Genomic DNA, 21489 nt, shown 5'->3' with positions numbered 1-21489 from the left:
TGGATGACTGCTTCGATGGATAAGAAGTACCGCAGAGCCGTTGATGCAGCCGTTGTTTTTTCCGAAACCGATTTGTGCGGGCGTATCACCTACGTCAACGATCAGTTCTGTCAGCTCTTCGGCTATCGACGCGATGAGTTGCTGGGGGCCAATCATCGACTGCTCAATTCCGGTCATCACCCAGGCGAATTCTTTGGCGCGATGTGGAACACCATAGCCCTGGGACAGGTCTGGAAGGGCGAAATCTGTAACCGGGCCAAGGACGGTACGTTGCACTGGGTCGATACGACGGTGGTACCGGTCTCGGATGAGGCGACGGGGCAAATCGAGCGCTATCTGGCGATTCGCTTCGATGTCAGCGAAAAGCGTCGGCAATTGCATGCCCTGCAATGGCGGGTCGGGCACGATGTGCTGACCGGACTGCCCAACCGTGCTTACCTGTCTGACTTGCTGGATGAGGCCCTGGCGTTTTCCCGGGCGGAGGATATTCCGCTGGCGGTCTGTATGCTCGACCTGGACGGTTTCAAGGCCGTCAACGATGGGCACGGCCATGCCAGTGGCGATCGGCTGCTGGTGGAGGTGGCCAGGCGGCTGCGCAGTATCGTGCGGGGTGAAGACGTGGTCGCCCGGCTGGCCGGGGATGAGTTCGTATTGGTGTTGCGCCACGTGCGTGGGCTGGATGAGTTGCGTGGGGCGCTGAACCGCGTGTTGATCGCTGTCTCGGCGCCGTATGCCATCGATGGCAAAAGCATCAAGGTCTTTGCCAGCATTGGGGTCACGTTGTTTCCTGGGGACGACGAGGACGCCGAGACCTTGTTGCGTCATGCCGACCAGGCAATGTACGTGGCCAAGCAAAGTGGCCGCAATCGTTTCCATTTGTTCGATGTATCCCGGGACAAGGAGGTGCGAGCCACTTATCAGTCTGTCGAACGGGTTCGCCAGGCGTTGGCTGGCAACGAATTGCGGCTGCATTTCCAGCCCAAGGTCAATATGCGTAACGGCACCGTGGTGGGGCTCGAAGCGCTGCTGCGCTGGAAACATCCGCAACGTGGTCTCGTACCGCCCCGCGATTTCCTGCCGTTGGTGGAAGAAAACGACCTGATCGTCGAGATCGGTGAATGGGTCATGGAGCAGGTCATGGCCCTGTTGCAGCAGTGGCTGCAAGCGGGGCAGGGGTGGCCGGTGAGTATCAATATCTCGGCGCGGCATTTCCAGCGCACGGACTTCGTCGAGCGGCTGCGGCAGGTTTTGGAGCGGTACCCGACGGTGTCGCCGCGCCTGCTGGACCTGCAAATCGTCGAATCCGTCGCGGTGGAGAACCTAGCGCACGTCAGCGCCTGCCTCCAGGCTTGTCAGGCCCTGGGCGTAGGATTTTCACTGGGGGGCTTCGGTACGGGGCATTGCTCGCTCAATGACCTCAAGCACCTGCGCACTCAGACCATCAAGATCGATAAGACCTTCGTGCGCGATATTCTCGAAAACCGCGACGACCTGGCCTTGACCCGGGCCGTAATCGGCCTGGCTCAGGCGTTTGGCCGCCAAGTGGTGGCCGAGGGGTTGGATAGCCTCGAACATGGGCAACTGTTGTTACGACTGGGCTGCGAAGTGGCCCAGGGCTATTTCATCGCCCGGCCCATGCCGCCCGAGCAAATCCCGGGATGGGTAGCCCGGTTTGTTCCGCCACCGCAATGGAAGCAGCGACCCGGCCTTCAAGGTGCATCGGTTTCGGCCTCCGATTCGGCGTTGCGACCGGTATAGAGCTGGATGATCGCGTCGATTTCCCCTGACGCTTTCATTTTTTGCAAGGTGTCCAGGATGCGTTGCGCCGGAATGTCAGGGTCCTTGCGCAAGTAGCAGTTCAGCTCCTGCTCCTGGAGAACGGCCACCCCATGCAGCTGGCGGTCAGCGGTATGCCGTTGGTTGAACCAGTCCAGCGCCCATTGATTGCTGACACCGTAGCGATAGCGACCGGCGAGTAACTTAGCCAGCACCTGTTCCTGGCTGCGGGCATCGTCGCGCCGCAGCTGGCCGCTGTCGAACAGCGGTTGCAAGGTCGGGTAGGTATAGCTGAGTACGGTACCGACCGGCTGTTGCGTCAGGGCCGCCGGTGACACGCTTGCGGGCGCGCTGGCCGTGCCGACGAGCAAGTCACGCTGGAAGAACAGCGGGACACTCCACAGGTAATCGTCCCTGTCATCCACCCAGGTGGGGCTGACGTAACATCGTATATCGACCTCGCCGTTTCTCATGGCAGCGCTCAGCCGGGCGCGGGACAGGACGTGAAACTCCGCCGGCATCCCCACCTGAGTCGCCAGGCTGGTCATGACGTCAGGGAGTATGCCCTGGGTCGGGCGGCCACGTTCGATCTGCACCATGGGCATGGCCCAGCCATCGGTAATGGCGAAGCGCAAGGGTATTTCGGCAGCGAGACAACTGGTACTCCATAACAGCAACGCCCCCAAGGTCCCGTGCATAAACTCTCCTGATCCTGCAAACCGTGTCGACAACCGAGCCCTTAAACACAGCTTAGTCAGATTAGACGAGCGCATCGGATGCAATTTCGCCCCTGCTCCGCTAGCATTAGCCGCTTCTGTTCCTTCGTTGCGACGGTTTTCGATGAGTTATCAGGTTCTTGCACGTAAATGGCGTCCGCGCTCGTTCCGCGAAATGGTCGGCCAGACCCATGTGCTCAAGGCTCTGATCAATGCCTTGGACAGCCAGCGCTTGCACCATGCCTATCTGTTCACCGGCACCCGGGGCGTGGGCAAGACCACCATTGCGCGGATTATCGCCAAATGCGTGAACTGCGAAACCGGTATCACCTCGACGCCGTGTGGCGAATGTTCGGTCTGTCGTGAGATCGACGAGGGCCGTTTCGTCGACCTCATCGAGATCGACGCCGCCAGCCGCACCAAGGTCGAGGACACCCGCGAGCTGCTCGATAACGTGCAGTACGCGCCGAGCCGTGGGCGCTTCAAGGTCTACCTGATCGATGAAGTGCACATGCTCTCCAGCCATTCCTTCAATGCGCTGCTCAAGACCCTTGAAGAACCGCCGCCCTACGTCAAGTTCATCCTGGCGACCACGGATCCGCAGAAGCTTCCCGCAACGATTTTGTCCCGCTGCCTGCAGTTCTCCCTGAAGAACATGACGCCAGAGCGGGTCGTCGAACATCTGACGCACGTGCTGGGTGTCGAGAACGTACCGTTCGAAGACGATGCGCTGTGGCTGCTGGGCCGCGCCGCCGACGGTTCGATGCGCGACGCCATGAGCCTGACCGACCAGGCCATCGCCTTTGGTGAAGGCAAGGTCATGGCTGCCGACGTGCGGGCCATGCTCGGCACCCTCGACCATGGCCAGGTCTATGACGTCCTGCATGCGCTGATCGAAGGCGACGCGAAGGCGTTGCTCGAGGCGGTACGTCACTTGGCCGAACAAGGGCCTGACTGGAATGGCGTGCTGTCGGAAATCCTTAACGTGTTGCACCGTGTCGCCATCGCCCAAGCCCTGCCCGACGGCGTCGACAACGGCCATGGCGACCGTGATCGCGTGCTGGCCCTGGCCCGGGCTTTGCCGGCCGAAGATGTGCAGTTCTATTACCAGATGGGCCTGATCGGCCGTCGTGACTTGCCTTTGGCACCGGATCCGCGAGGCGGCTTCGAAATGGTGCTGCTGCGGATGTTGGCGTTCCGGCCCGCCGACACGGCGGACGCCCCGAGGCCGACGCTAAAGCCAGTGGGGATCAGCCAGGCCACAGCTGATTCCGCCAAGCCAGTGGCTGCCGCGCCTGTGGTGGCGGCAGTCGCTGCGGCTCCGGCTGTAGCGCCCGTTGCGCAACCGGTCGCGGCACCTGTCATCGCGAGCCCGACGCCTGAGCCCGTCGTCGAGCCGGCTCCCGAGCCCGTGGCTGCAGAAGTCATCGACTTGCCCTGGAACGATCCGGTCGAGCCCGAGATCGTCCAGCAGCCCGCTGTGGAGCCCATGCTGGACACCACCGCCGAGCAGCCCGAATTGCCACCGATGCCCATGCCGACGCCCGACAGCGTGGTGCCCGATGCGCCCGAATGGGTCGCCGCACCGATGCCCGAGCCAACGGCGGCCGACGTCGACGTCGCCACGCCCGGCATGGACCTGGATGATGAGCCTCCATTGGATGAGGACTACATCGAGCCGGACATGGATTCGGCCTACAGCTACCTGGACGATCTCGCCAGCGAGCACACTGCCGAGCCGACGCCTGAGCCCGAGCCGGAACCTGCCGCGATGCCGGCCACCGGTTTGGCACTGCAATGGCTGGAGCTGTTCCCGAAGCTGCCGATCTCCGGCATGACCGGCAGCATCGCCGCCAACTGCACGCTGATCGCGGTGGAGGGCGACCATTGGTTGCTGCATCTGGATCCGGCGCATAGCGCGCTGTTCAACGCGACCCAGCAGCGCCGTCTCAACGATGCGTTGAACCAGTACCATCAGCGCACGCTGACCTTGAGCATCGAGCTGATCAAGCCCGAACAGGAGACGCCGGCCCAGGCTGCGTCCCGTCGCCGTGCCGATCGCCAGCGTGAGGCCGAGGAGTCGATCCACAACGATCCGTTCATCCAGCAGATGATGCAACAGTTCGGCGCTGTGGTCCGTCACGATACTATCGAACCTGTCGAGGCCCCGGTCACCCAGGGCTCATAACTGAAGGCGCCGGGCCGAATGGGCCGGGCGCCGTGTCTATCCAAGTACTTTCGAGGTGATTCCCATGATGAAAGGTGGCATGGCCGGCCTGATGAAGCAGGCGCAGCAGATGCAGGAAAAAATGGCCAAGATGCAGGAAGAACTGGCCAACGCCGAAGTCACCGGCAAGTCCGGCGGCGACATGGTGACCGTGGTCATGACCGGTCGCCACGACATCAAGCGCGTCAGCATCGACCCGAGCGTGGTTGAAGGCTTGAGCGAAGACGACAAGGAAATGCTCGAGGCTCTGTTCGCCGCCGCCGTCAACGACGCAGTGCGCAAGATCGAAGCCAACAGTCAGGAAAAGATGTCCGGCATGACCGCTGGCATGCAACTGCCGCCGGGCATGAAACTGCCGTTCTGATTCGCCATCCCGGCAGGGATGGGCTACACACAATGCCAGGCATCGCGCCTGGCATTTTTGTTTGTGCTTGAGAGGGCTATCGCGAGCAGCGCAGTCCAACGGCAAGAACATCGAACGCTATCCCCTTCAAGAAGGTCTGCTCCCTATAGGTCTACCACTAACGATCAAGGAGAACGCCCATGTCACAAGCATCGATTTCCAATCAGCGTATCGTTCTCGCTTCCCGCCCCAAAGGCGCGCCCACCCAGGACAATTTCCGTATCGAGCAAGTGACGTTGCCTGACCTTGTGCAAGGGCAAATCCTGCTCAAGACACAGTTCCTGTCTCTGGATCCCTACATGCGCGGACGCATGAGCGATGCGCCGTCCTACGCCGCCCCGGTGGAAATCGACGAAGTGATGACCGGTGGTGCCGTCAGCCGCGTGGAGCGCTCCATGCATCCGAAATTCCAGGAAGGCGATTTGGTGGTAGGCGTTACGGGTTGGCAGAGTCACAGCATCAGTGATGGTCGCAATGTCATCCCCATTCCGTCCGGGCTGCCCAGCCCGTCGATGGCCCTCGGCGTATTAGGTATGCCGGGCATGACCGCCTACATGGGGTTGATGGACATCGGGCAGCCCAAGGCCGGGGAAACCCTGGTGGTGGCGGCGGCTTCGGGCGCGGTGGGGTCGGTGGTCGGCCAAGTGGCAAAGATCAAAGGATTGCGGGTCGTCGGCGTGGCCGGAGGCAGTGACAAATGCAAGTATGTAGTCGATGAATTGGGGTTTGACGCCTGCGTCGATCACAAGCGTTCGGATTTTGCCGAGGAATTGGCACGGGCCTGCGACAAAGGCATCGACATCTATTATGAAAACGTCGGCGGCAAGGTCTTCGATGCTGTCGTCCCATTGCTCAACGCCAGGGCGCGAATCCCGCTCTGCGGATTGATCGCTTCCTACAACGATCAACAAGCCCCGAGTGGGCCGGATCGCTTGCCGCTATTGCAGCGAACCTTGTTGACCAAGCGAGTGCGGATGCAGGGATTTATCGTGTTCGACGACTACGGTGACCGTCAGCCTGAATTCCTCAGTGCCATGGCGCCGTGGGTGCGGGAGGGGAAGGTCAAATTCCGCGAGGATGTGGTCGATGGCCTCGAGAATGCGCCGCAGGCCTTTATCGGGCTGTTGGAAGGGCGCAATTTCGGCAAGCTGGTGGTGCGGGTTGCGCGAGATTGAGTATTTGACGCTGGTCAGAGGCGCGGGTATAAACCGCGTCTCGTTGTTATGTCGGACGTTTCCTCGATGAGCTTCAGCCCTTTGATTCGCCAACTGATCGATGCCCTGCGAACCTTGCCAGGTGTGGGTCAGAAAACTGCCCAGCGCATGGCGTTGCAATTGCTCGAGCGTGATCGCAGCGGCGGTTCGCGACTGGCTCAGGCCCTCAGCCAGGCCATGGAGGGCGTGGGGCATTGCCGCCAGTGCCGCACCCTCACCGAGGATGACCTCTGCCCGCAATGCGCCGATCCACGTCGGGACGACAGCTTGCTGTGTGTGGTGGAAGGGCCGATGGATGTGTATGCCGTGGAGCAGACCGGTTTCCGAGGTCGTTATTTTGTCCTCAAGGGCCATCTCTCGCCGCTCGACGGCCTGGGGCCGGAAGCCATCGGTATCCCGGAGCTGATGGCGCGTATCGAAGAGGCGGGGACTTTCACGGAAGTCATCCTGGCGACCAACCCAACGGTGGAAGGTGAAGCCACGGCCCACTACATCGCCCAGTTGCTGAGCAACAAAGGCCTGGTCGCTTCCCGCATCGCCCACGGCGTGCCGCTGGGGGGCGAGCTGGAACTGGTGGACGGCGGGACGCTGGCGCATTCGTTTGCCGGGCGCAAGCCGATTTCCCTCTAAAAGCCACCCAAAACCCGCTGTGGGAGCGGGCTTGCTCGCGAAAGCGATGTGTCAGCCAAATAAATCTTAGCTGATCCACCGCTTTCGCGAGCAAGCCCGCTCCCACAGGGTGGGTTATCGTTCGCTCAGCGAGAACTGCGTCAGGCAGAATGTCGGGATGCCCATGTCTTCCAGTCGCTGGGAGCCCAGCAACTCCGGCAAGTCGATGATCGCTGCGGCTTCGTGGACTTTTGCGCCCATTCGGCGGATCAGGTTGGCGGCGGCGATCAGCGTGCCGCCGGTGGCGATCAGGTCATCGAACATCACCACCGAATCACCCTCGCACAGGCTGTCGGCATGGACTTCGAGAAACGCTTCGCCGTATTCGGTCTGGTAACCCTCGGCGAGCACATCCGCCGGCAGCTTGCCTTGCTTGCGGAAAAGCACCAATGGCTTGTTCAACTGGTAAGCCAGGATCGAACCGATCAGGAAACCCCGGGCATCCATGGCGCCGATGTGAGTGAAGTCGGCTTCGACATAACGGTGGGCAAAGCTGTCCATCACTAGCCGCAAGGCAGTGGGAGACTGGAACAGCGGAGTGATGTCGCGGAAGATCACGCCGGGCTTGGGGAAATCGATGACGGGGCGGATCAGGGATTTGATGTCGAAGGAGTCAAAGACCATCGTGGACGTATCCTGGCAGGGCTGCAAACGCGGGAGTATAGCGCGGCCGAGCGAATCCCTCAGCCGCGCACGTCCGTCAGCCTTCGACCGAGCCGCCGGCCAGGGCGCAGAGCTGGATCGGGTCCAGGATGTGAATTTCCTTGCCTTCGGCGGCGATCAGCTCATTTTGCTGGAAGCGCGTGAACACCCGGGACACGGTTTCCACCGCCAGGCCCAGGTAGTTGCCGATTTCGTTGCGCGACATGCTCAGGCGGAACTGGTTGGCCGAAAAACCACGGGCACGGAAACGTGCCGAGAGGTTGACCAGGAAGGTGGCGATGCGCTCGTCGGCGGTTTTCTTTGACAGCAGTAGCATCATTTGCTGATCGTCGCGGATCTCGCGGCTCATCACCCTCATCAATTGACGACGCAACTGCGGCAGTTGCAACGCCAGTTCGTCGAGACGCTCGAAGGGGATTTCGCACACCGACGTGGTTTCCAGCGCCTGGGCCGAGACCGGATGACTCTCGGTGTCCATGCCTGACAGACCTACCAGCTCGCTGGGCAAGTGGAAGCCGGTGAGCTGCTCTTCGCCACTGTCGCTCAGGTTGAAGGTCTTCAAGGCGCCCGAGCGCACGGCGTAGACGGAATCGAAAGCATCGCCCTGGCGGAACAGGAATTCACCTTTTTTCAACGGGCGGCCCCGCTTGACGATCTCGTCCAGCGCGTCCATATCCTCCAGATTCAGGGAAAGTGGCAGGCAGAGGGGGGCCAGGCTGCAATCCTTGCAATGGGCCTGGCTGTGGGCGCGCAATTTGACGGGCTCGGGCATTTCTTTAATCCTTGTGGGAAAACACACATCAGCCGTAAGGGTAACCTAGCAATGGCACTCCGGCCAGTGTGCTTTCATCGTCAAATTGTCGCGCTCAGATGACGCGTGAGAAACGCTGGCGGTTCTGCTGGTTCAAATAGGCATCGAACTCCATGCACACCGAGCGTACCAGCAGGCGACCGGCGGGCAATACCCTGACGCGTTCGTTATCGACCTCGATCAGGCCGTCCTTGGCCATGCGTTGCAGTGATGGCCATACAGCGGCGAAGTAGTCGGCAAACACGATGTCGAAAGCCTGCTCGATTTCGGTGAATACCAGCTCGAAATGACAGATCAGTTGCTGGATGACCGCTCGCCGCAAACGGTCGTCAGCGGTGCACACCAGACCACGACTGGTTGCCAGTCGGCCATCGACCAAGGTGTTCTGGTACTGGTTCAAGTCGCTGTTGTTCTGGCAGTACAAATCGCCAATCTGGCTGATGGCCGACACACCGAGGCCGATCAGATCACAATGTCCATGGGTGGTATAACCCTGGAAATTGCGTTGCAAAGTGGCTTCTTCCTGGGCAATCGCCAGGTCGTCGTCGGGCAGGGCGAAGTGGTCCATGCCAATGTAGCGATAGCCGGCGGCGCTCAGTTGTTCGATGGTGCCTTGCAACATAGCCAGCTTTTGCTCCGGGTTCGGCAGGTCATGGCTATTGATGCGCCGCTGGGGCATGAAGCGTTCCGGCAGATGAGCATAATTGAATACCGACAGGCGGTCCGGCTGCAGTTGGATGACTTCCTGGACGGTACGGGCAAAGTTCTCCGGTGTCTGTTTAGGCAGGCCGTAGATCAGGTCGATGTTGATCGAGCGAAATTGCAAGGTGCGGGCCGCCTCGATCACGGCGCGGGTTTCCTCCAGGCTTTGGAGGCGATTGACGGCACGCTGCACGGCAGGGTCGAAGTCTTGTACGCCGATACTGACCCGGTTGAACCCCAGTTCTCGCAAAAGACCCATGGTGGACCAGTCGGCTTCCCGCGGATCGATCTCGATTCCGTAGTCGCCGGAATCGTCGTCCTGCAGCTTGAAATGCTTGCGCAGCTTGGCCATCAACTGGCGCAACTCGTCGTGGCTCAGAAACGTCGGGGTGCCGCCGCCCAGATGTAACTGTTCCACACGCTGGGCCGGGTCCAGATGGCAGCCGATCAGCTGGATTTCCTGCTCGAGACGCTGCAGGTAGGCGTGGGCACGGCCACGGTCCTTGGTGATGACTTTGTTGCAGGCGCAGTAGTAGCAGATATTCGCGCAGAACGGCACGTGTACATACAGCGACAGCGGCCGCAGACCTTTGCGGCTTTCGCGCAAGGCATGAAGCAGATCGAATGTCCCGACCTGACTGGTGAATTGCACTGCGGTCGGGTACGAGGTGTAGCGAGGTCCCGCCAGATCATAACGGCGGATCAGGTCTGGGTCCCAACGTATGGCGTCGAGCATGCGGGCATTCCCCGGATAGGCTGGCATGGGCGCGAGTCTAGGGGCACGGGTTTGGTGGCGTGTTGATTTGCATCAACGGGGCAGGGGCAAAGGGCCAATCGCGAGCAGGCTCGCTCCCACAGTGGATCTTCAGCGATGACAAATCTATGTCCGGCACAAAACCCTTGTGGGAGCGAGCCTGCTCGCGATGGCGGACGACCCGGTCAATGGCCCATCAACCAATGCTGATGCGGCCCCGGCAGTGTCCAGATCCCAAAAACGATGACCACCAACCCACCGGCCACGCGCACGCTGCGTTTACGCAGCAGGGCGGTGATACGCTCGGCTGCCAGGCCGGTGACGAGCAGCACCGGCCAGGTGCCGAGTCCGAAGGCCAGCATCAGCATCGCGCTGTCCAGCGCATTGCCCTGGCTGGCGGACCACAGCAGGGTGCTGTAGACCAGGCCGCACGGCAGCCAGCCCCATAACGCGCCCAACAGCAGCGCCCGAGGCAGGCTCGACACCGGCAGCAAGCGATTGGCAGCAGGCTGGATGTGCCGCCACAGTCCGCGACCGACGCTTTCGATACGGGTCAGACCGCTCCACCAGCCAGCCAGGTACAGACCCATGACAATCAGCAGCACACCGGCCAGCACGCGCATGAACATGGCCGCCGGGCTGTTGGCAACGGCCCAGCCGGCCAGGCCGATCAGCAAGCCGGCGGTGGCATAACTCAGGATGCGTCCCAGGTTGTAGGCCAGCAACAGCCGAAACCGCCGGCTGCGCTGTTCCTTGGGAATTGCCAGGGTAAGAGCCCCCATGAGACCGCCGCACATGCCCAGGCAGTGCCCACCCCCCAATAAACCGAGAATGACCGCCGAGACCAGGAGTGGCACCAGATCAAGCATGGGGCGGGGCCTTGTCGTCCGGCTCGCGGGGTTGTCCGTCGGCTTCGTCCACCGCGGCTTTGTGGTTAGGGTCCTGGTCGTCGAACAGGATGCTGTGGGCCGGACCGTCGAGGTCGTCGTACTGCCCGCTGTCCACGGCCCAGAAGAAAATGTAGACGGCAATGGCGACTATCAGCAGCGCCGCCGGGATCATCACGTAAAGAGCTGGCATTGTCGGAACTCCATGACCGCCCGGCTCAGGCCGGCAGCGGACGGGTGTCGGGCGAGGTGTTGTGAATGTGCTCCCCGGGCTGGCGAGTCAGCCTCAGCGCATTCAACACCACGGTCAACGAACTGATGGACATGCCGACCGCGGCCCACACCGGCGTAATCCAGCCGAGGGCGGCGAACGGCAACATGAGGCCATTGTACAGCGCTGCCCATATCAGGTTCTCGATGATCACCCGTCGGGTGCGTCGGGCCAGGGTGAAAGCGTGGACCAGGGCATCGAGGCGGTTGGACAGCAGCACCGCGTCGGCGCTGGTCTTGGCCAGGTCGGTGGCCGAGCCCATGGCGACGCTGATGTCCGCCGCCGCCAGTACCGGCACGTCGTTGACGCCATCCCCAAGCATAAGTACTTTGCGGCCTTGTTGATGCAGCTGTTGCAACACCACCAGTTTATCGTCCGGGCGCAAACCGCCCCGGGCTTCATCGATGCCCAGTTCAGCGGCGACGCTGGCAACCATCGGTGAACTATCGCCCGACAACAGCAGCGTGCGCCAACCCCGCGCCTTACAGGCTGCAAGCAGCGCCGGGGCATCGGTGCGCAGGCGGTCGTCGAGGACAAACCAGGCCAATGGCCCGTCGGTGTCACTCAGCAGCAGCCATTGACCGGGTTCGTCAGGCATAGGCGGAACCGGCGTGTTGCTCAGTTCACACGCAAAGCCGGGCTGACCGATGCGCAGGCGCCGGGTGCCCACCAGACCCTCCAACCCCAGGCCTGGGAAGCTTTGTACCTGCTCGGCAGCCAGCGGGGCACGACCGAAGGCGCGGGCGATGGGGTGTTCGGAGCGGTTTTCCAGGGCGGCGGCCAGGCTCAGGCAGTGATCGCTGTCGAGTGCCGCCAATGGCCGAATGGCACGCAAGGCCAGACGCCCTTCGGTCAGGGTACCGGTCTTGTCGAAGATGACGGTGTCGATCTGATTCAACCCTTCCAGCACGTGCCCACGGGTCAGCAGCAGCCCGAGTTTGTGCAGGGTGCCAGTAGCGGCGGTGAGCGCCGTGGGCGTTGCCAGCGACAGCGCGCAAGGACAGGTCGCGACCAGCATTGCCAGCACGATCCAGAATGCCCGGGAGGCGTCCAGTTGCCACCACAACAGGCCGATGGCCGCAGCGGCAACCAGAGAGAGCAGCAGGAACCATTGCGCGGCCCGGTCGGCGATTTCCGCCAGTCGCGGCTTCTCGCCCTGGGCCCGTTCCAGCAGCCGGACGATGGCTGACAATCGCGTATCTTGCCCCAGAGCCAGCACCTCCACCGTCAGGGCGCCTTCGACGTTGAGTGTGCCGGCGGTGACCGCGTCGCCCGCTTGCCGAGGTTGCGGCAGGTACTCGCCGGTCAGCAGCGATTCGTCGATGCTGGATTGTCCATCGAGGATCCTGCCATCGGCCGGCAGGACGGCGCCTGGATGCACCAGCACACGGTCGCCGGTGCGCAATTCACTGAGCAGGATGCGTTCGCTCTGGCCGTTTTCTTCCAGGCGCAGGCACGAGGCGGGCAGCAGGTTAACCAGTTGCGCGGTAGCCGCTGCAGTGCGTTCTCGCGCACGGCGCTCCAGGTAACGCCCCGCCAGCAGGAACAGGGCGAACATGCCCACCGCATCGAAATACAGTTCTCCCACGCCGGTGATGGAGGTCCAGATTCCGGCGACGTAGGCGCTGCCGATGGCCAGGGACACGGAAACGTCCATGGTCAGGTGGCGGGTGCGCAGGTCGCGCATTGCGCCCTTGAAGAACGGCGCGCAGCTGTAGAACACAATCGGCGTGGTGAGAAACAGCGCCACCCAGCGCAGGATGGTGTGCATCTCGGGGCTGAGGTCGATGTTGAATTCCGGCCAGGTGGCCATGGTTGCCATCATCGCCTGGAACCACAGCAGTCCCGCGACGCCGAGCTGGCGCAGGGCCAGGCGGTTTTGCGCGGCGAGTTGCTCGCTGGCCTGATCGGCCTGGTACGGGTGGGCGGCGTAGCCGATCCGGCGCAGTTCGGCCAGCAACGTACTCAGCGGCAACTTTCCATCGGCCCAGCGTACATGCAGGCGATGATTGGAAAGATTCAGTCGCGCCTCAGCCACGGCAGGCAGGCTGCGCAGTTGTTTTTCGATCAGCCAGCCGCAGGCAGCACAGCTGATGCCCTCCATCAGCAGAGTGGTTTCAGCCAACTCGCCTTCGTGGCGGACGAACGATTGTTGCACGTCCTGGCGGTCATAAAGCGTCAGTTCGTCGGTCAACTGAACGGGCAGGGTTTCCGGGTTGGCCGATGCTTCGCTGCGATGCTGGTAATAACTCTCCAGCCCCCCAGCCACGATGGCCTCGGCCACCGCCTGGCAACCCGGGCAGCACAGCTCGCGGGTTTCACCGAGGACGACGGCGGTGAAGCGACTGCCGGGAGGGACGGGCAGGGCGCAGTGGTAGCAGGGCTGGGGAGTTGTCATCAGGTATTCACTGGTACCGCTGAATCCGTATTGTCAGGGAGGGCCTCATCGCGAGCAGGCTCGCTCCCACAGTTGATCGCGGGCGGCCAAACCACCGCAATCCCCTGTGGGAGCGGGCTTGCTCGCGAATGCGCGAAGCGCAGTTTTTTACTTTCTCAGATCTTCAGCACCTTGCAGGGGCTCATCCCCGAGCAAGATGGCCTGGTCATGATTGACCTGCTCTTCCTCGAACAGGCGCCAGGTCTTGTCGCCCTCGACCCCCAGCAATTCGACAAAGCGCCGGCCTTCGATCTTGTCCGTCAACTGGCCCACGTACCGTCCCGGCTCGCTGTCGTTGCGGGTCAGGACAATCTTGCGGTCTTTCTCCGGCTGAGTCGGCGAAATCAGGCTCAGTTCCACGGTCTGGGGACGACTGTTGCCGTTCAGACGCAGGTTCACCTCGCCGGTGACGTCGTCCAGCTGCACGTTGGCATGCAGTTGCAGCGTCTGGGCCAGCAGTTCGCGCTCGAGCGAACGGTTGATGCCCTTGCCGGCTTCGTAATAGTTGTCGTTGACCAGATTGTCCGGGTTTTTGACGGCGATGGTCACCATCGTCAGGCTCAGGGTCACCGAGCACGCCAGGATCCCGATGATGATCCACGGCCAGAGGTGCTTGTACCAGGGGCTGGTGGCGGTTGCTGCAGGCATGTGCATTTCTCTCAACGGGTTTGTGGGCCGATGAACCGGCTCTTGGCTTCGACATGTACGCTGTCGTCATCGGCATCCTTGAGGATGAAGGTCACCTCGTTGGTGCTCGACGGCAGTTGTTCCGGTGCGCTGGACAGTTCAACCGGCTGGCTGACGATATCGCCCGCCGCGACCTTGAATTCCCGCCGGCCTTGCAGCTTGAGATCGGGCAGGCCAGTGGCTTGCAGGACGTACGTATGGTCGCGCTGGTCCTTGTTCATGATCTTCAGGCTGTAGACGTTCTCGATCCGGCCTTCGGCGTTTTCACGGTACAGCACGCGGTCCTTGCTGACGTCGAAGCCCACCAGCGAGCGCATGAAGAACGCTGTCACCAGCAAGCTGATCATCGCCAGCAACACCAGGGCATAGCCGATCAGGCGTGGGCGCAGTTTATGGGTTTTCTGCCCCGACAGGTTGTGTTCAGTGGTGTAGCTGATCAGGCCGCGCGGGTAGTCCATCTTGTCCATGATGTTGTCGCAGGCGTCGATACAGGCGGCGCAGCCGATGCACTCGATCTGCAAACCGTCGCGGATATCGATGCCGGTGGGGCAGACCTGGACGCACATGGTGCAGTCGATGCAATCCCCCAGGCCCAATGCCTTGTAGTCGATGCCTTTCTTGCGTGGGCCACGGCTTTCGCCGCGACGTGGATCGTAGGAAACGATCAGGGTGTCCTTGTCGAACATCACGCTCTGGAAACGGGCGTAAGGGCACATATAGATGCACACCTGTTCCCGTAGCCAGCCGGCGTTGCCATAAGTGGCAAGCGTGAAGAAACCGACCCAGAAATAAGACCAGCCATCGGCCTGGCCGGTGAAGAATTCGAACACCAGTTCGCGGATCGGCGTGAAATAACCCACGAAGGTCATGCCGGTGACGAAGCCGATCAACAGCCACAGGCTGTGCTTGGCAAACTTGCGCAGGAACTTGTTGGCGCTCATGGGCGCCTTGTCCAACTTGATGCGCTGGTTGCGGTCGCCTTCGGTGACTTTTTCACACCACATGAAGATCCAGGTCCACACGCTTTGCGGACAGGTGTAACCACACCAGACCCGCCCGGCGTAGACCGTAATGAAAAACAGGCCAAAGGCCGCGATGATCAGCAGCCCGGACAACAGGATGAAATCCTGGGGCCAGAAAGTCGCACCGAAAATAAAGAACTTGCGCTCCGGCAGGTTCCACCAGACGGCCTGGTGGCCGCCCCAGTTCAACCAGACCGTACCGAAATACAACAGGAACAGCACCGCACCGCCCACCATCCGCAGGTTGCGGAACAGGCCAGTGAAGGCACGGGTGTAGATTTTTTCCCGAGAGGCATACAGGTCGACGCTTTTACTGGCGTCCTTGGCAGGCGGGGTAACGTCATGTACCGGAATCTGGTTGCTCATCAAATGCATCCCACGGCAGTGGAAAATGCCGAGGCCAGTGCGTGCCGACCACGGTCAGAAAGGGTGTTGCAGTGGCGCAATGATACGCCTGTCGCTCTAGCCCAAGGGTGCGACCTTTGGTCGCGTTGGGCGCGAGGACTGAATGGTGTAGCAGATGTAACAAGTCATGATCCAGATCAATTGACTATAGACATTTCATGGCGCTGGAGGAAAAACGAAACGGTCTGCTGACTCATTCCGCGAGCCCTTCAGGGCGCCTTGGAGTTTATGAGCTACGTAATAGTCTGAAGATAGATGGGTCTCCAAGTCTCGAACTCGCTACGTCCCGGATTCTGGAATCTGAACGTGCTGAAATGCGGCGGCATTACCAGCCTCGGTACTACCTTGGAATTGCTGGCTCTGCTCGTTGAGCGACAAGAGCTCAATGCCTGGCTCGGTTTTTATAATTAAAAAGGCAAGGTTTTTTTTATGGTCGAGAGTTTTTCTATTTCGGCACCTTTTGTAAGTAAATGGTTGAGAGCGGTATCCAGGTCGGGAAACTTCTTGATTTCTTCGTTTTCGTCATCTTCAAGTAAATCCATGCGAGACTCTTCGATCGAGAAGTAATAGGTGTAGTAGAAATTTTCTTGTTTTTTTATGGCGTACTGGATGAGATGTGGAACGCCGTTAATCAAGCGTGTTTCTTCGTAACCACGTCTTTTTCCTTCGTTAAGTGCATCTGTAAGTTTTTTCATGTTTTAGCCTGTGATGTCGATACGAACCATTGTTCCGTCGGCCCGCTTGATGTTGACGTGTGGTAGTTCTCCGTGACCTGTACCTTTCGGGTCGTCGTGACCATAAACTCGTCCTGTTTCCTTGTTGATAGGGTAATCCTTTCTGTATCGGACTTTTCCATCCCGCTTTTTAAATTGATCCATTTTATTTTTCTTTCTGATGCCTTGAGCGTCCTGCGATCCAATGCCCCTGACTTTCTGAGCCTTGGGGAACGCCTCGGCCAACAACTCATTGGCTTCTTTTTTGGTTTTTACCGTTACGACTGTTTTTTGCGGCCCGTTGCGCAAGGCATCCACTTTCTTCGAACAGGCTGCCAGCCCCAATGGGTCGGACCACATAAATGGATTGGGCGAGTAAGCGTAGGTATTCAGTCCTCCCGCCAACCCAATCGGATCCGGCGTCGTAAACCGCCCCACATCCGGATCATAAAACCTGAACGTATTGAAATGCAGCCCCGTCTCTCGATCCAGGTACTGCCCCTGGAACCTTAGGTTCTGCTCTTCGATGTAATATGGCTCGCGCACTTCTTGCAGCGTATTGCCCCACACCCGGTACGTCGCCCGCCAGACGCTGTGCCCGTCGGTTTCGGTGAGTTGTTCGGGCAGGCCGTTGAGGTCGTTGTGGTAGTAGCGCACTTTTTGCAGCGCGCCGCTGCCGTCGACGCGGGCCAGAAGGTCGTAGCCGTCGTTTTCGTAGATGTAGAGGCTGGTCTGTTGGTGGCGGTGTTCCTGCAACAGGCGCAGACCGTCCCAGGTGAAGCGGGTTTCTCCCAGCGGGTAGCCGCTGGTGTCGTGTTCGGTCTTGGCGATGCGTCGGCCCAACGGGTCGTAGATCATGTTGACGACGCTACCGTTTTCATCGCGCACCTCGATCAGGCGGCTTTCGGCGTCGTAGGCAAAGCGTTGCAGGCCGCGGGCGGCGCTGCGTTTTTCGATCATGCGGCCGAAGGCGTCGTAACGGTAGCGCTTGTCCTGGTAGGTCAGCAGTTTGTTATGCACCACCAGCCCGGCGCCTGCCTGCGGGCCGTCCAGTAAATTGGCGGCGGCGTCGTAGGCGAAGGTTTCGCGCTGGCCGTGCAGGCTGTCCTGGCTGGCGATGATGCGGCCGGTGGCGTCGTAGTGCAGCAACTGGTGGTGTTGCGCGGCGGGTTGCTGGTCGTGTTTGCCAATCAGGTGATCGGCGGGGTCGTACTCGAAGTGCTTTTGCACCGCCGCCGGCGACAACGTGGGCTGGCTGCTGTGGCGGCGTTGCCGCGCGCGCAGGCGGCCGCTGCGGTCGTATTCGCTGCGGGTGCTGATCTGCCCCTGGGTGCGTAGCACTTCGCGGTGCAGGCGGTCGCGCTCGAAGTCGCTGATGACCTGGCCGTCGAGGTTGATCTGGTGCAGGTGGCCGCTGCCGTAGTACAGGCGATTGACCCAGCGGCCATCGGGCAGTTGGGTCTGGATCAGGTTGCCGAGTTCGTCGTAGTGGTGCTGCAGGCGACCGGCCGCGCCGTGTTCTTCCAGCAACTGGCCGAGGGCGTCGTAGACGAAGCTCAGGCTCTGGACATTTCCTTGTCGGTCGGTGAAGGTGACGGCGGTGAGCTGGTCCAGCGGGTCGTAGCTGTAGTCGGTACGGCCATCGTCGGTGATCTTGGCGATCAGCCGGCCTGCGGCGTCGCGTTCCAGGCGATGGACGATGGGCTGCGGTGGGGGTTCGGGCACCACGGCGAGACCGTTGCCATAGGCCGCTGGAATGGCTGTTACGGCCGAGACGTTATCGAGCACGTCATAGCTGTAGCGTTTGGCGCTGCCATCCAGGTCCCGTTGCTCGACCAATCGATCCCCGGCGTCCCAGGCAAACCGATAGCTCTCGCCATTCTCATTGACCAGCGCTTGCAGCCGGCCAAAGCCGTCATAGGCAAATTGCACCTGCCGGCCCAGAGCGTCGGTGCGCTGGCGCACCTGGCCGCGACGGTTGTGCTGGTAGCGCGTGGTGTGCCCGGCCGGGTCGGTGTAGCCGGTGAGCTGGCCGGCGGCGTCGCGCTGGTAGTGCTCGCTGCGGCCGTCCGGCAACTGGCTGCCGAGCAAGCGACCTTGGGCGTCGTAGCTGAACTGGATGCGCTCGCCGAGGGCATCGGTGATGGTCTGCAAATAGCCACGCGAGTCGTAGTTGAAGCGGGTGGGATAACCCGAGCAATCGATGTGCTCGACGAGTTGCCCGAACGGGTTCCAGCGCAGCTTCTTGCTCTTGCCGGTGGCATCGATGATTTCGACGACCTGCCCGTGGCTGTCGTAGCGGTAGCGGGTGACGTGGCCCAGCGGATTGGTCTCGGCGATGCAGTTGCCCCGTGGGTCGTAGCGATACTGCCAGCTTTGGCCGGCGGCGTCCGTGTCCACCAATGGCAGGGCCCAGTGTTCGAGCCACTGGGTGGAATCGCTACGGCCCAGCGGGTCGGTTTCGCTGATCAGGTTGCCGGCTTCGTCGTAGTTGAACGTGTAGCCACCACCTTGCGGGTCGGTGGCGCCGAGCAACTGGCGCTCGTCGTTCCATTCGAACAGCCAGGTCTGACCGAGGTTGTCGGTGGAGCGGATGATCTGGTGCTGGGCGTTCCAGTGGCGGGTGCTGGTGCGCTGCAAGCTGTCGGTGATGCGCGTCGTCCCGGCGATCAGATCATAGTCGAACTGGTAGGCGTCGCCTTCGTCGGTCCAGTGGCGGGTCACGCGCCATTCCTGGTTTTCGATCGAGGCCCATTCGTAGAAGCAGCGCAGACCGGTGGGCAATTGGTGTTCCACCATGCGCCGCCCGGCGTCGTAGTTGAAGCGCCGTTGCACCTGGCCGGTGGTGTCGCGTACTTCGGCGAGGTTGTTGGCGGCGTCGTAGGCGTAGCTGACCAGCACTTCGCGCTGTTGGTCGGGGTAGAGGCGCTCGAGCCGGACGACGCGCTCATGTTCGCGAATCAGCTCCACCTGCACCAGATCGAAGGTGTCGCGCAGGCGCACCAGACGCCCGGCTTCGTCGTAGTCGAGGTGGATGCGGTTGTCGTTGCGGTCGCCCAATTGGCTCAGGCGCAGCAACGAGGCCTGCCCCGGCGTCGGTTCGAACAGGCGGTACAGGCCGTCGTCGCTTTCGATCAGCAACTGGCCGTTGACATGCCGGCGCACGGCTAGGCCTTCACCGGCGCTGAACACCGCGCCGCCCAGGGGGATCGAGCCCATGTCGATGGGGCGGCCCTGTTCGTCGGTGTAGACCAGGGTTTCGCCGCCTTCGGGATGGGGACGAATCTCGACCTGTACCTCGTAGCTCACGCTCCAGCCGACGCCGAACAAGCCGTCGCCACGCTCGTCGCGGCTGTTGTAGAAGCGCTGCCAGTCAATCGGCAGGATGCCGGGCAGGACGAAGTCCAGCTCTTGATCACCGCCCAATACCTTGGCCCCGGTGGCGGCATGCACCGGATTCGACGAACCCATGGCCGCATTGGCCGCCGCGCCCATCGCACTGCTGACCGCCATCGACGCCGCAGCGCCAGCCAGCATGCACGGCAATTTGCTGAAGAACTTCCCCTTGCCGCCCTTGAGCATCAGCAGCGCGGTCACTGCCAGGCCCACGCCCGGCGTCTTGCCGCTGCGAATCTCGCGCACCACCACCGAACCACCGCCAATGGTGACATTGGACGAAATCAGCCCGGACGAGACGACCTTACCGTCGCAGGTGCTGCGGTCGCCGCTGCGCACAGCCGGCTGGCCGTTGATGGTGACCTTGTCCGAGCCTTCGGCCAGAAACTGCGGCGGCATCGGCGGGTGCTTCAGGCAGGTGATCATGTCCAGCGGCTTGGGCACGGCGCCGGGGGCGGGGGTGGCGACGGTGGGGCGCCACATCTGCGAGAAGAAGCTCTCGGCCATGTCCAGGTAGCTGGGCTCGGCCTCGGGTGTCTCGAGTTCGGTCCCGGCCGGCGCGACATGGGACTCGATGGCCCCGGCGGCACGAGCGGCGGGAATGTTGTTGGTCAGGGTGTCGGTGGAGCCGGTGAGGATGTTGGCTTGCACCGTGGGGGGGAATAGGGCATTGCCAATGCCCTCGCAGATATTGCTCAGGCCCTTGTCGGCCCCGGTCTTGCTCATGGCGATGCCGACCACGGCGCCCACCACCGCGCCGAGCAGGAAGCAACCCAGGCCGCCCGTGGCCACGGTGATGCCCGTGGCTGCGACCACGGCGGCGGTCGCCAACGCGGTGATCGCGATGTTGGCCGCTACCTCCAGCACGCCGCCAAGAATATCGGCCATCATCGAGGTGTGGTCGAGCGCATCGCCCAGGCGGGCAGCCCAGAGTGCGTCAGACATGCAGGAGCCCCGGACGTTTGCCGGCCATCTGCTTGAAGGGGTTGATACCTGCCACTGTGCCTGTCTCCTTGGCGGTGAATTGAGGGTCCGTTGTAACGTTATTTCAGCTTGACCAGGGGTTGAGCAGCGCCACGCCACTGCTCTGGAAATCGTTCACGTTGCGGGTGACCACGGTCAATCCATGGACCAATGCGGTTGCGGCAATCAGCGCATCACATTCATTGCTGCGGTCCGGTACGTGCAGGCGGGCGCAGCGCAGGGCGACGGCGCGGTCGACCGTCAGGATTCTACCTGCAAACGCGGGCATGACATGGTTATCCAGCCATGCACGCAAACGGCTGCCTTGGACCGGGTCCTTGCGTTCGAAGCGCAACACACCGGTTTCCAGTTCCAATACGGTAATCGCCGAAACGTAAAGGCTGGGGGCGGGCACGCTGCGCGCCCAGGATTGTACATTCTTGTCTGCCTGCGGTTTGCGCAGTTCCGAGATGACGTTGGTGTCGAGTAAAAACATCAGGACAGGTCTACCGATCGAGGAGAGATGACGGCACGCTCGGTGTCGAAATCGATATCCGGCGCATCGGGCATCACCAGCAACTCGACAATGCTGGTGCCGCCGATGCCGGTGAGTTTTTGGTACTCCTCAATGCTTAGCAGCACATGGGCCGGCTTGCCACGGTCGGTGATGATCACCGGCCCCTCAAGAGTGGCTTTTTTGGCACCACTTGTGTCGTGATTGAACTCGCGGCTGGAAATAGTGGTGATGGACATGGAAATGCCCTCGCTGAACT

General features: G+C 61.5%; 18 protein-coding genes. 5 read left to right on the top strand and 13 right to left on the bottom strand.

Annotation, left to right across the window (positions count from 1 at the left end; translation table 11 throughout):
* Positions 1 to 15 precede the first annotated feature (15 nt).
* The gene (locus LCU97_RS01295; protein ID WP_232775381.1) at positions 16 to 1758 is read left to right on the top strand and encodes a putative bifunctional diguanylate cyclase/phosphodiesterase; all 1743 of its coding nucleotides are present in this window, start codon (positions 16 to 18) and stop codon (positions 1756 to 1758) included.
* Here the strand turns inward: LCU97_RS01295 and LCU97_RS01290 are convergent.
* Complete coding sequence (locus tag LCU97_RS01290) at positions 1710 to 2474, bottom strand: substrate-binding periplasmic protein (protein ID WP_053153318.1); 765 nt, start codon at positions 2472 to 2474, stop codon at positions 1710 to 1712. The genes LCU97_RS01295 and LCU97_RS01290 overlap by 49 nt on opposite strands.
* Before the next feature lie 142 nt (positions 2475 to 2616).
* On the opposite strand from LCU97_RS01290, the gene dnaX reads away from it, so the two are divergent.
* From dnaX to recR, 4 genes are all read left to right on the top strand, one after another.
* Positions 2617 to 4680: a DNA polymerase III subunit gamma/tau gene (gene dnaX, locus LCU97_RS01285; protein WP_232775380.1), complete on the top strand. Its 2064-nt coding sequence runs from the start codon at positions 2617 to 2619 to the stop codon at positions 4678 to 4680.
* A 64-nt stretch (positions 4681 to 4744) separates the two neighbouring features.
* Positions 4745 to 5083 (top strand): YbaB/EbfC family nucleoid-associated protein, encoded by a 339-nt coding sequence (locus tag LCU97_RS01280; RefSeq protein ID WP_053153324.1) that lies wholly within the window; start codon positions 4745 to 4747, stop codon positions 5081 to 5083.
* A 179-nt stretch (positions 5084 to 5262) separates the two neighbouring features.
* A complete protein-coding gene (locus LCU97_RS01275) occupies positions 5263 to 6297 on the top strand; it encodes an NADP-dependent oxidoreductase (protein WP_053153326.1) in 1035 nt (344 codons plus the stop codon).
* Positions 6298 to 6363: 66 nt separating this feature from the next.
* Positions 6364 to 6966 carry a recombination mediator RecR gene (recR, locus tag LCU97_RS01270; RefSeq protein WP_053153329.1) on the top strand — a complete coding sequence of 201 codons (603 nt, stop codon included), beginning with the start codon at positions 6364 to 6366 and terminating at the stop codon, positions 6964 to 6966.
* A gap of 114 nt (positions 6967 to 7080) precedes the next feature.
* Here recR and LCU97_RS01265 read toward each other — a convergent pair whose 3' ends face one another.
* The 12 genes from LCU97_RS01265 to LCU97_RS01210 form a co-directional block, all read right to left on the bottom strand.
* The gene (locus tag LCU97_RS01265) at positions 7081 to 7629 is read right to left on the bottom strand and encodes an adenine phosphoribosyltransferase (RefSeq protein ID WP_047701465.1); all 549 of its coding nucleotides are present in this window, start codon (positions 7627 to 7629) and stop codon (positions 7081 to 7083) included.
* A 76-nt stretch (positions 7630 to 7705) separates the two neighbouring features.
* Entirely contained in the window at positions 7706 to 8440 is a 735-nt protein-coding gene (gene fnr, locus LCU97_RS01260) for a fumarate/nitrate reduction transcriptional regulator Fnr (RefSeq protein WP_232775379.1), read from the bottom strand.
* A gap of 94 nt (positions 8441 to 8534) precedes the next feature.
* On the bottom strand, positions 8535 to 9917 hold the full coding sequence (gene hemN, locus LCU97_RS01255) for an oxygen-independent coproporphyrinogen III oxidase (RefSeq protein ID WP_232775378.1): 1383 nt from the start codon (positions 9915 to 9917) through the stop codon (positions 8535 to 8537).
* Between the two features lie 203 nt (positions 9918 to 10120).
* Positions 10121 to 10804, bottom strand: coding sequence for a sulfite exporter TauE/SafE family protein (locus tag LCU97_RS01250; RefSeq protein ID WP_232775377.1), 684 nt, complete (start codon positions 10802 to 10804; stop codon positions 10121 to 10123).
* Positions 10797 to 11015: a cbb3-type cytochrome oxidase assembly protein CcoS gene (gene ccoS / locus LCU97_RS01245; RefSeq protein ID WP_053158784.1), complete on the bottom strand. Its 219-nt coding sequence runs from the start codon at positions 11013 to 11015 to the stop codon at positions 10797 to 10799. The genes LCU97_RS01250 and ccoS overlap by 8 nt, the downstream gene beginning before the upstream one ends.
* 25 nt (positions 11016 to 11040) lie before the next feature.
* Positions 11041 to 13491, bottom strand: a complete 2451-nt coding sequence (locus tag LCU97_RS01240; RefSeq protein ID WP_232775376.1) for a heavy metal translocating P-type ATPase — start codon at positions 13489 to 13491, stop codon at positions 11041 to 11043.
* A 147-nt stretch (positions 13492 to 13638) separates the two neighbouring features.
* On the bottom strand, positions 13639 to 14178 hold the full coding sequence (locus tag LCU97_RS01235; RefSeq protein ID WP_053158898.1) for a FixH family protein: 540 nt from the start codon (positions 14176 to 14178) through the stop codon (positions 13639 to 13641).
* Positions 14179 to 14189: 11 nt separating this feature from the next.
* Positions 14190 to 15605: a cytochrome c oxidase accessory protein CcoG gene (ccoG, locus tag LCU97_RS01230; protein ID WP_053158778.1), complete on the bottom strand. Its 1416-nt coding sequence runs from the start codon at positions 15603 to 15605 to the stop codon at positions 14190 to 14192.
* A gap of 446 nt (positions 15606 to 16051) precedes the next feature.
* A complete protein-coding gene (locus LCU97_RS01225; protein ID WP_232775375.1) occupies positions 16052 to 16339 on the bottom strand; it encodes a hypothetical protein in 288 nt (95 codons plus the stop codon).
* A 3-nt stretch (positions 16340 to 16342) separates the two neighbouring features.
* Positions 16343 to 20698, bottom strand: coding sequence for an RHS repeat-associated core domain-containing protein (locus LCU97_RS01220; RefSeq protein WP_232775374.1), 4356 nt, complete (start codon positions 20696 to 20698; stop codon positions 16343 to 16345).
* A 103-nt stretch (positions 20699 to 20801) separates the two neighbouring features.
* On the bottom strand, positions 20802 to 21212 hold the full coding sequence (locus LCU97_RS01215) for a type II toxin-antitoxin system VapC family toxin (RefSeq protein ID WP_053158772.1): 411 nt from the start codon (positions 21210 to 21212) through the stop codon (positions 20802 to 20804).
* Complete coding sequence (locus LCU97_RS01210) at positions 21212 to 21469, bottom strand: type II toxin-antitoxin system Phd/YefM family antitoxin (RefSeq protein WP_232775564.1); 258 nt, start codon at positions 21467 to 21469, stop codon at positions 21212 to 21214. Before LCU97_RS01210 ends, LCU97_RS01215 begins: the two co-directional genes overlap by 1 nt.
* Positions 21470 to 21489: the final 20 nt, after the last annotated feature.

The organism is Pseudomonas uvaldensis, from assembly GCF_021271205.1.
Lineage (GTDB): Bacteria > Pseudomonadota > Gammaproteobacteria > Pseudomonadales > Pseudomonadaceae > Aquipseudomonas > Aquipseudomonas uvaldensis.
This window is presented reverse-complemented; position numbering and strand designations above follow the sequence as displayed.

What these genes read in the sequence shown, in the direction of transcription:
- LCU97_RS01295 (WP_232775381.1), top strand. Translation starts at nt 16, where the DNA reads ATGGATAAGAAGTACCGCAGAGCCGTTGATGCAGCCGTTGTTTTTTCC.
- LCU97_RS01290 (WP_053153318.1), bottom strand. Translation starts at nt 2,474, where the DNA reads ATGCACGGGACCTTGGGGGCGTTGCTGTTATGGAGTACCAGTTGTCTC.
- dnaX (WP_232775380.1), top strand. Translation starts at nt 2,617, where the DNA reads ATGAGTTATCAGGTTCTTGCACGTAAATGGCGTCCGCGCTCGTTCCGC.
- LCU97_RS01280 (WP_053153324.1), top strand. Translation starts at nt 4,745, where the DNA reads ATGATGAAAGGTGGCATGGCCGGCCTGATGAAGCAGGCGCAGCAGATG.
- LCU97_RS01275 (WP_053153326.1), top strand. Translation starts at nt 5,263, where the DNA reads ATGTCACAAGCATCGATTTCCAATCAGCGTATCGTTCTCGCTTCCCGC.
- recR (WP_053153329.1), top strand. Translation starts at nt 6,364, where the DNA reads ATGAGCTTCAGCCCTTTGATTCGCCAACTGATCGATGCCCTGCGAACC.
- LCU97_RS01265 (WP_047701465.1), bottom strand. Translation starts at nt 7,629, where the DNA reads ATGGTCTTTGACTCCTTCGACATCAAATCCCTGATCCGCCCCGTCATC.
- fnr (WP_232775379.1), bottom strand. Translation starts at nt 8,440, where the DNA reads ATGCCCGAGCCCGTCAAATTGCGCGCCCACAGCCAGGCCCATTGCAAG.
- hemN (WP_232775378.1), bottom strand. Translation starts at nt 9,917, where the DNA reads ATGCTCGACGCCATACGTTGGGACCCAGACCTGATCCGCCGTTATGAT.
- LCU97_RS01250 (WP_232775377.1), bottom strand. Translation starts at nt 10,804, where the DNA reads ATGCTTGATCTGGTGCCACTCCTGGTCTCGGCGGTCATTCTCGGTTTA.
- ccoS (WP_053158784.1), bottom strand. Translation starts at nt 11,015, where the DNA reads ATGCCAGCTCTTTACGTGATGATCCCGGCGGCGCTGCTGATAGTCGCC.
- LCU97_RS01240 (WP_232775376.1), bottom strand. Translation starts at nt 13,491, where the DNA reads ATGACAACTCCCCAGCCCTGCTACCACTGCGCCCTGCCCGTCCCTCCC.
- LCU97_RS01235 (WP_053158898.1), bottom strand. Translation starts at nt 14,178, where the DNA reads ATGCCTGCAGCAACCGCCACCAGCCCCTGGTACAAGCACCTCTGGCCG.
- ccoG (WP_053158778.1), bottom strand. Translation starts at nt 15,605, where the DNA reads ATGAGCAACCAGATTCCGGTACATGACGTTACCCCGCCTGCCAAGGAC.
- LCU97_RS01225 (WP_232775375.1), bottom strand. Translation starts at nt 16,339, where the DNA reads ATGAAAAAACTTACAGATGCACTTAACGAAGGAAAAAGACGTGGTTAC.
- LCU97_RS01220 (WP_232775374.1), bottom strand. Translation starts at nt 20,698, where the DNA reads ATGTCTGACGCACTCTGGGCTGCCCGCCTGGGCGATGCGCTCGACCAC.
- LCU97_RS01215 (WP_053158772.1), bottom strand. Translation starts at nt 21,212, where the DNA reads ATGTTTTTACTCGACACCAACGTCATCTCGGAACTGCGCAAACCGCAG.
- LCU97_RS01210 (WP_232775564.1), bottom strand. Translation starts at nt 21,469, where the DNA reads ATGTCCATCACCACTATTTCCAGCCGCGAGTTCAATCACGACACAAGT.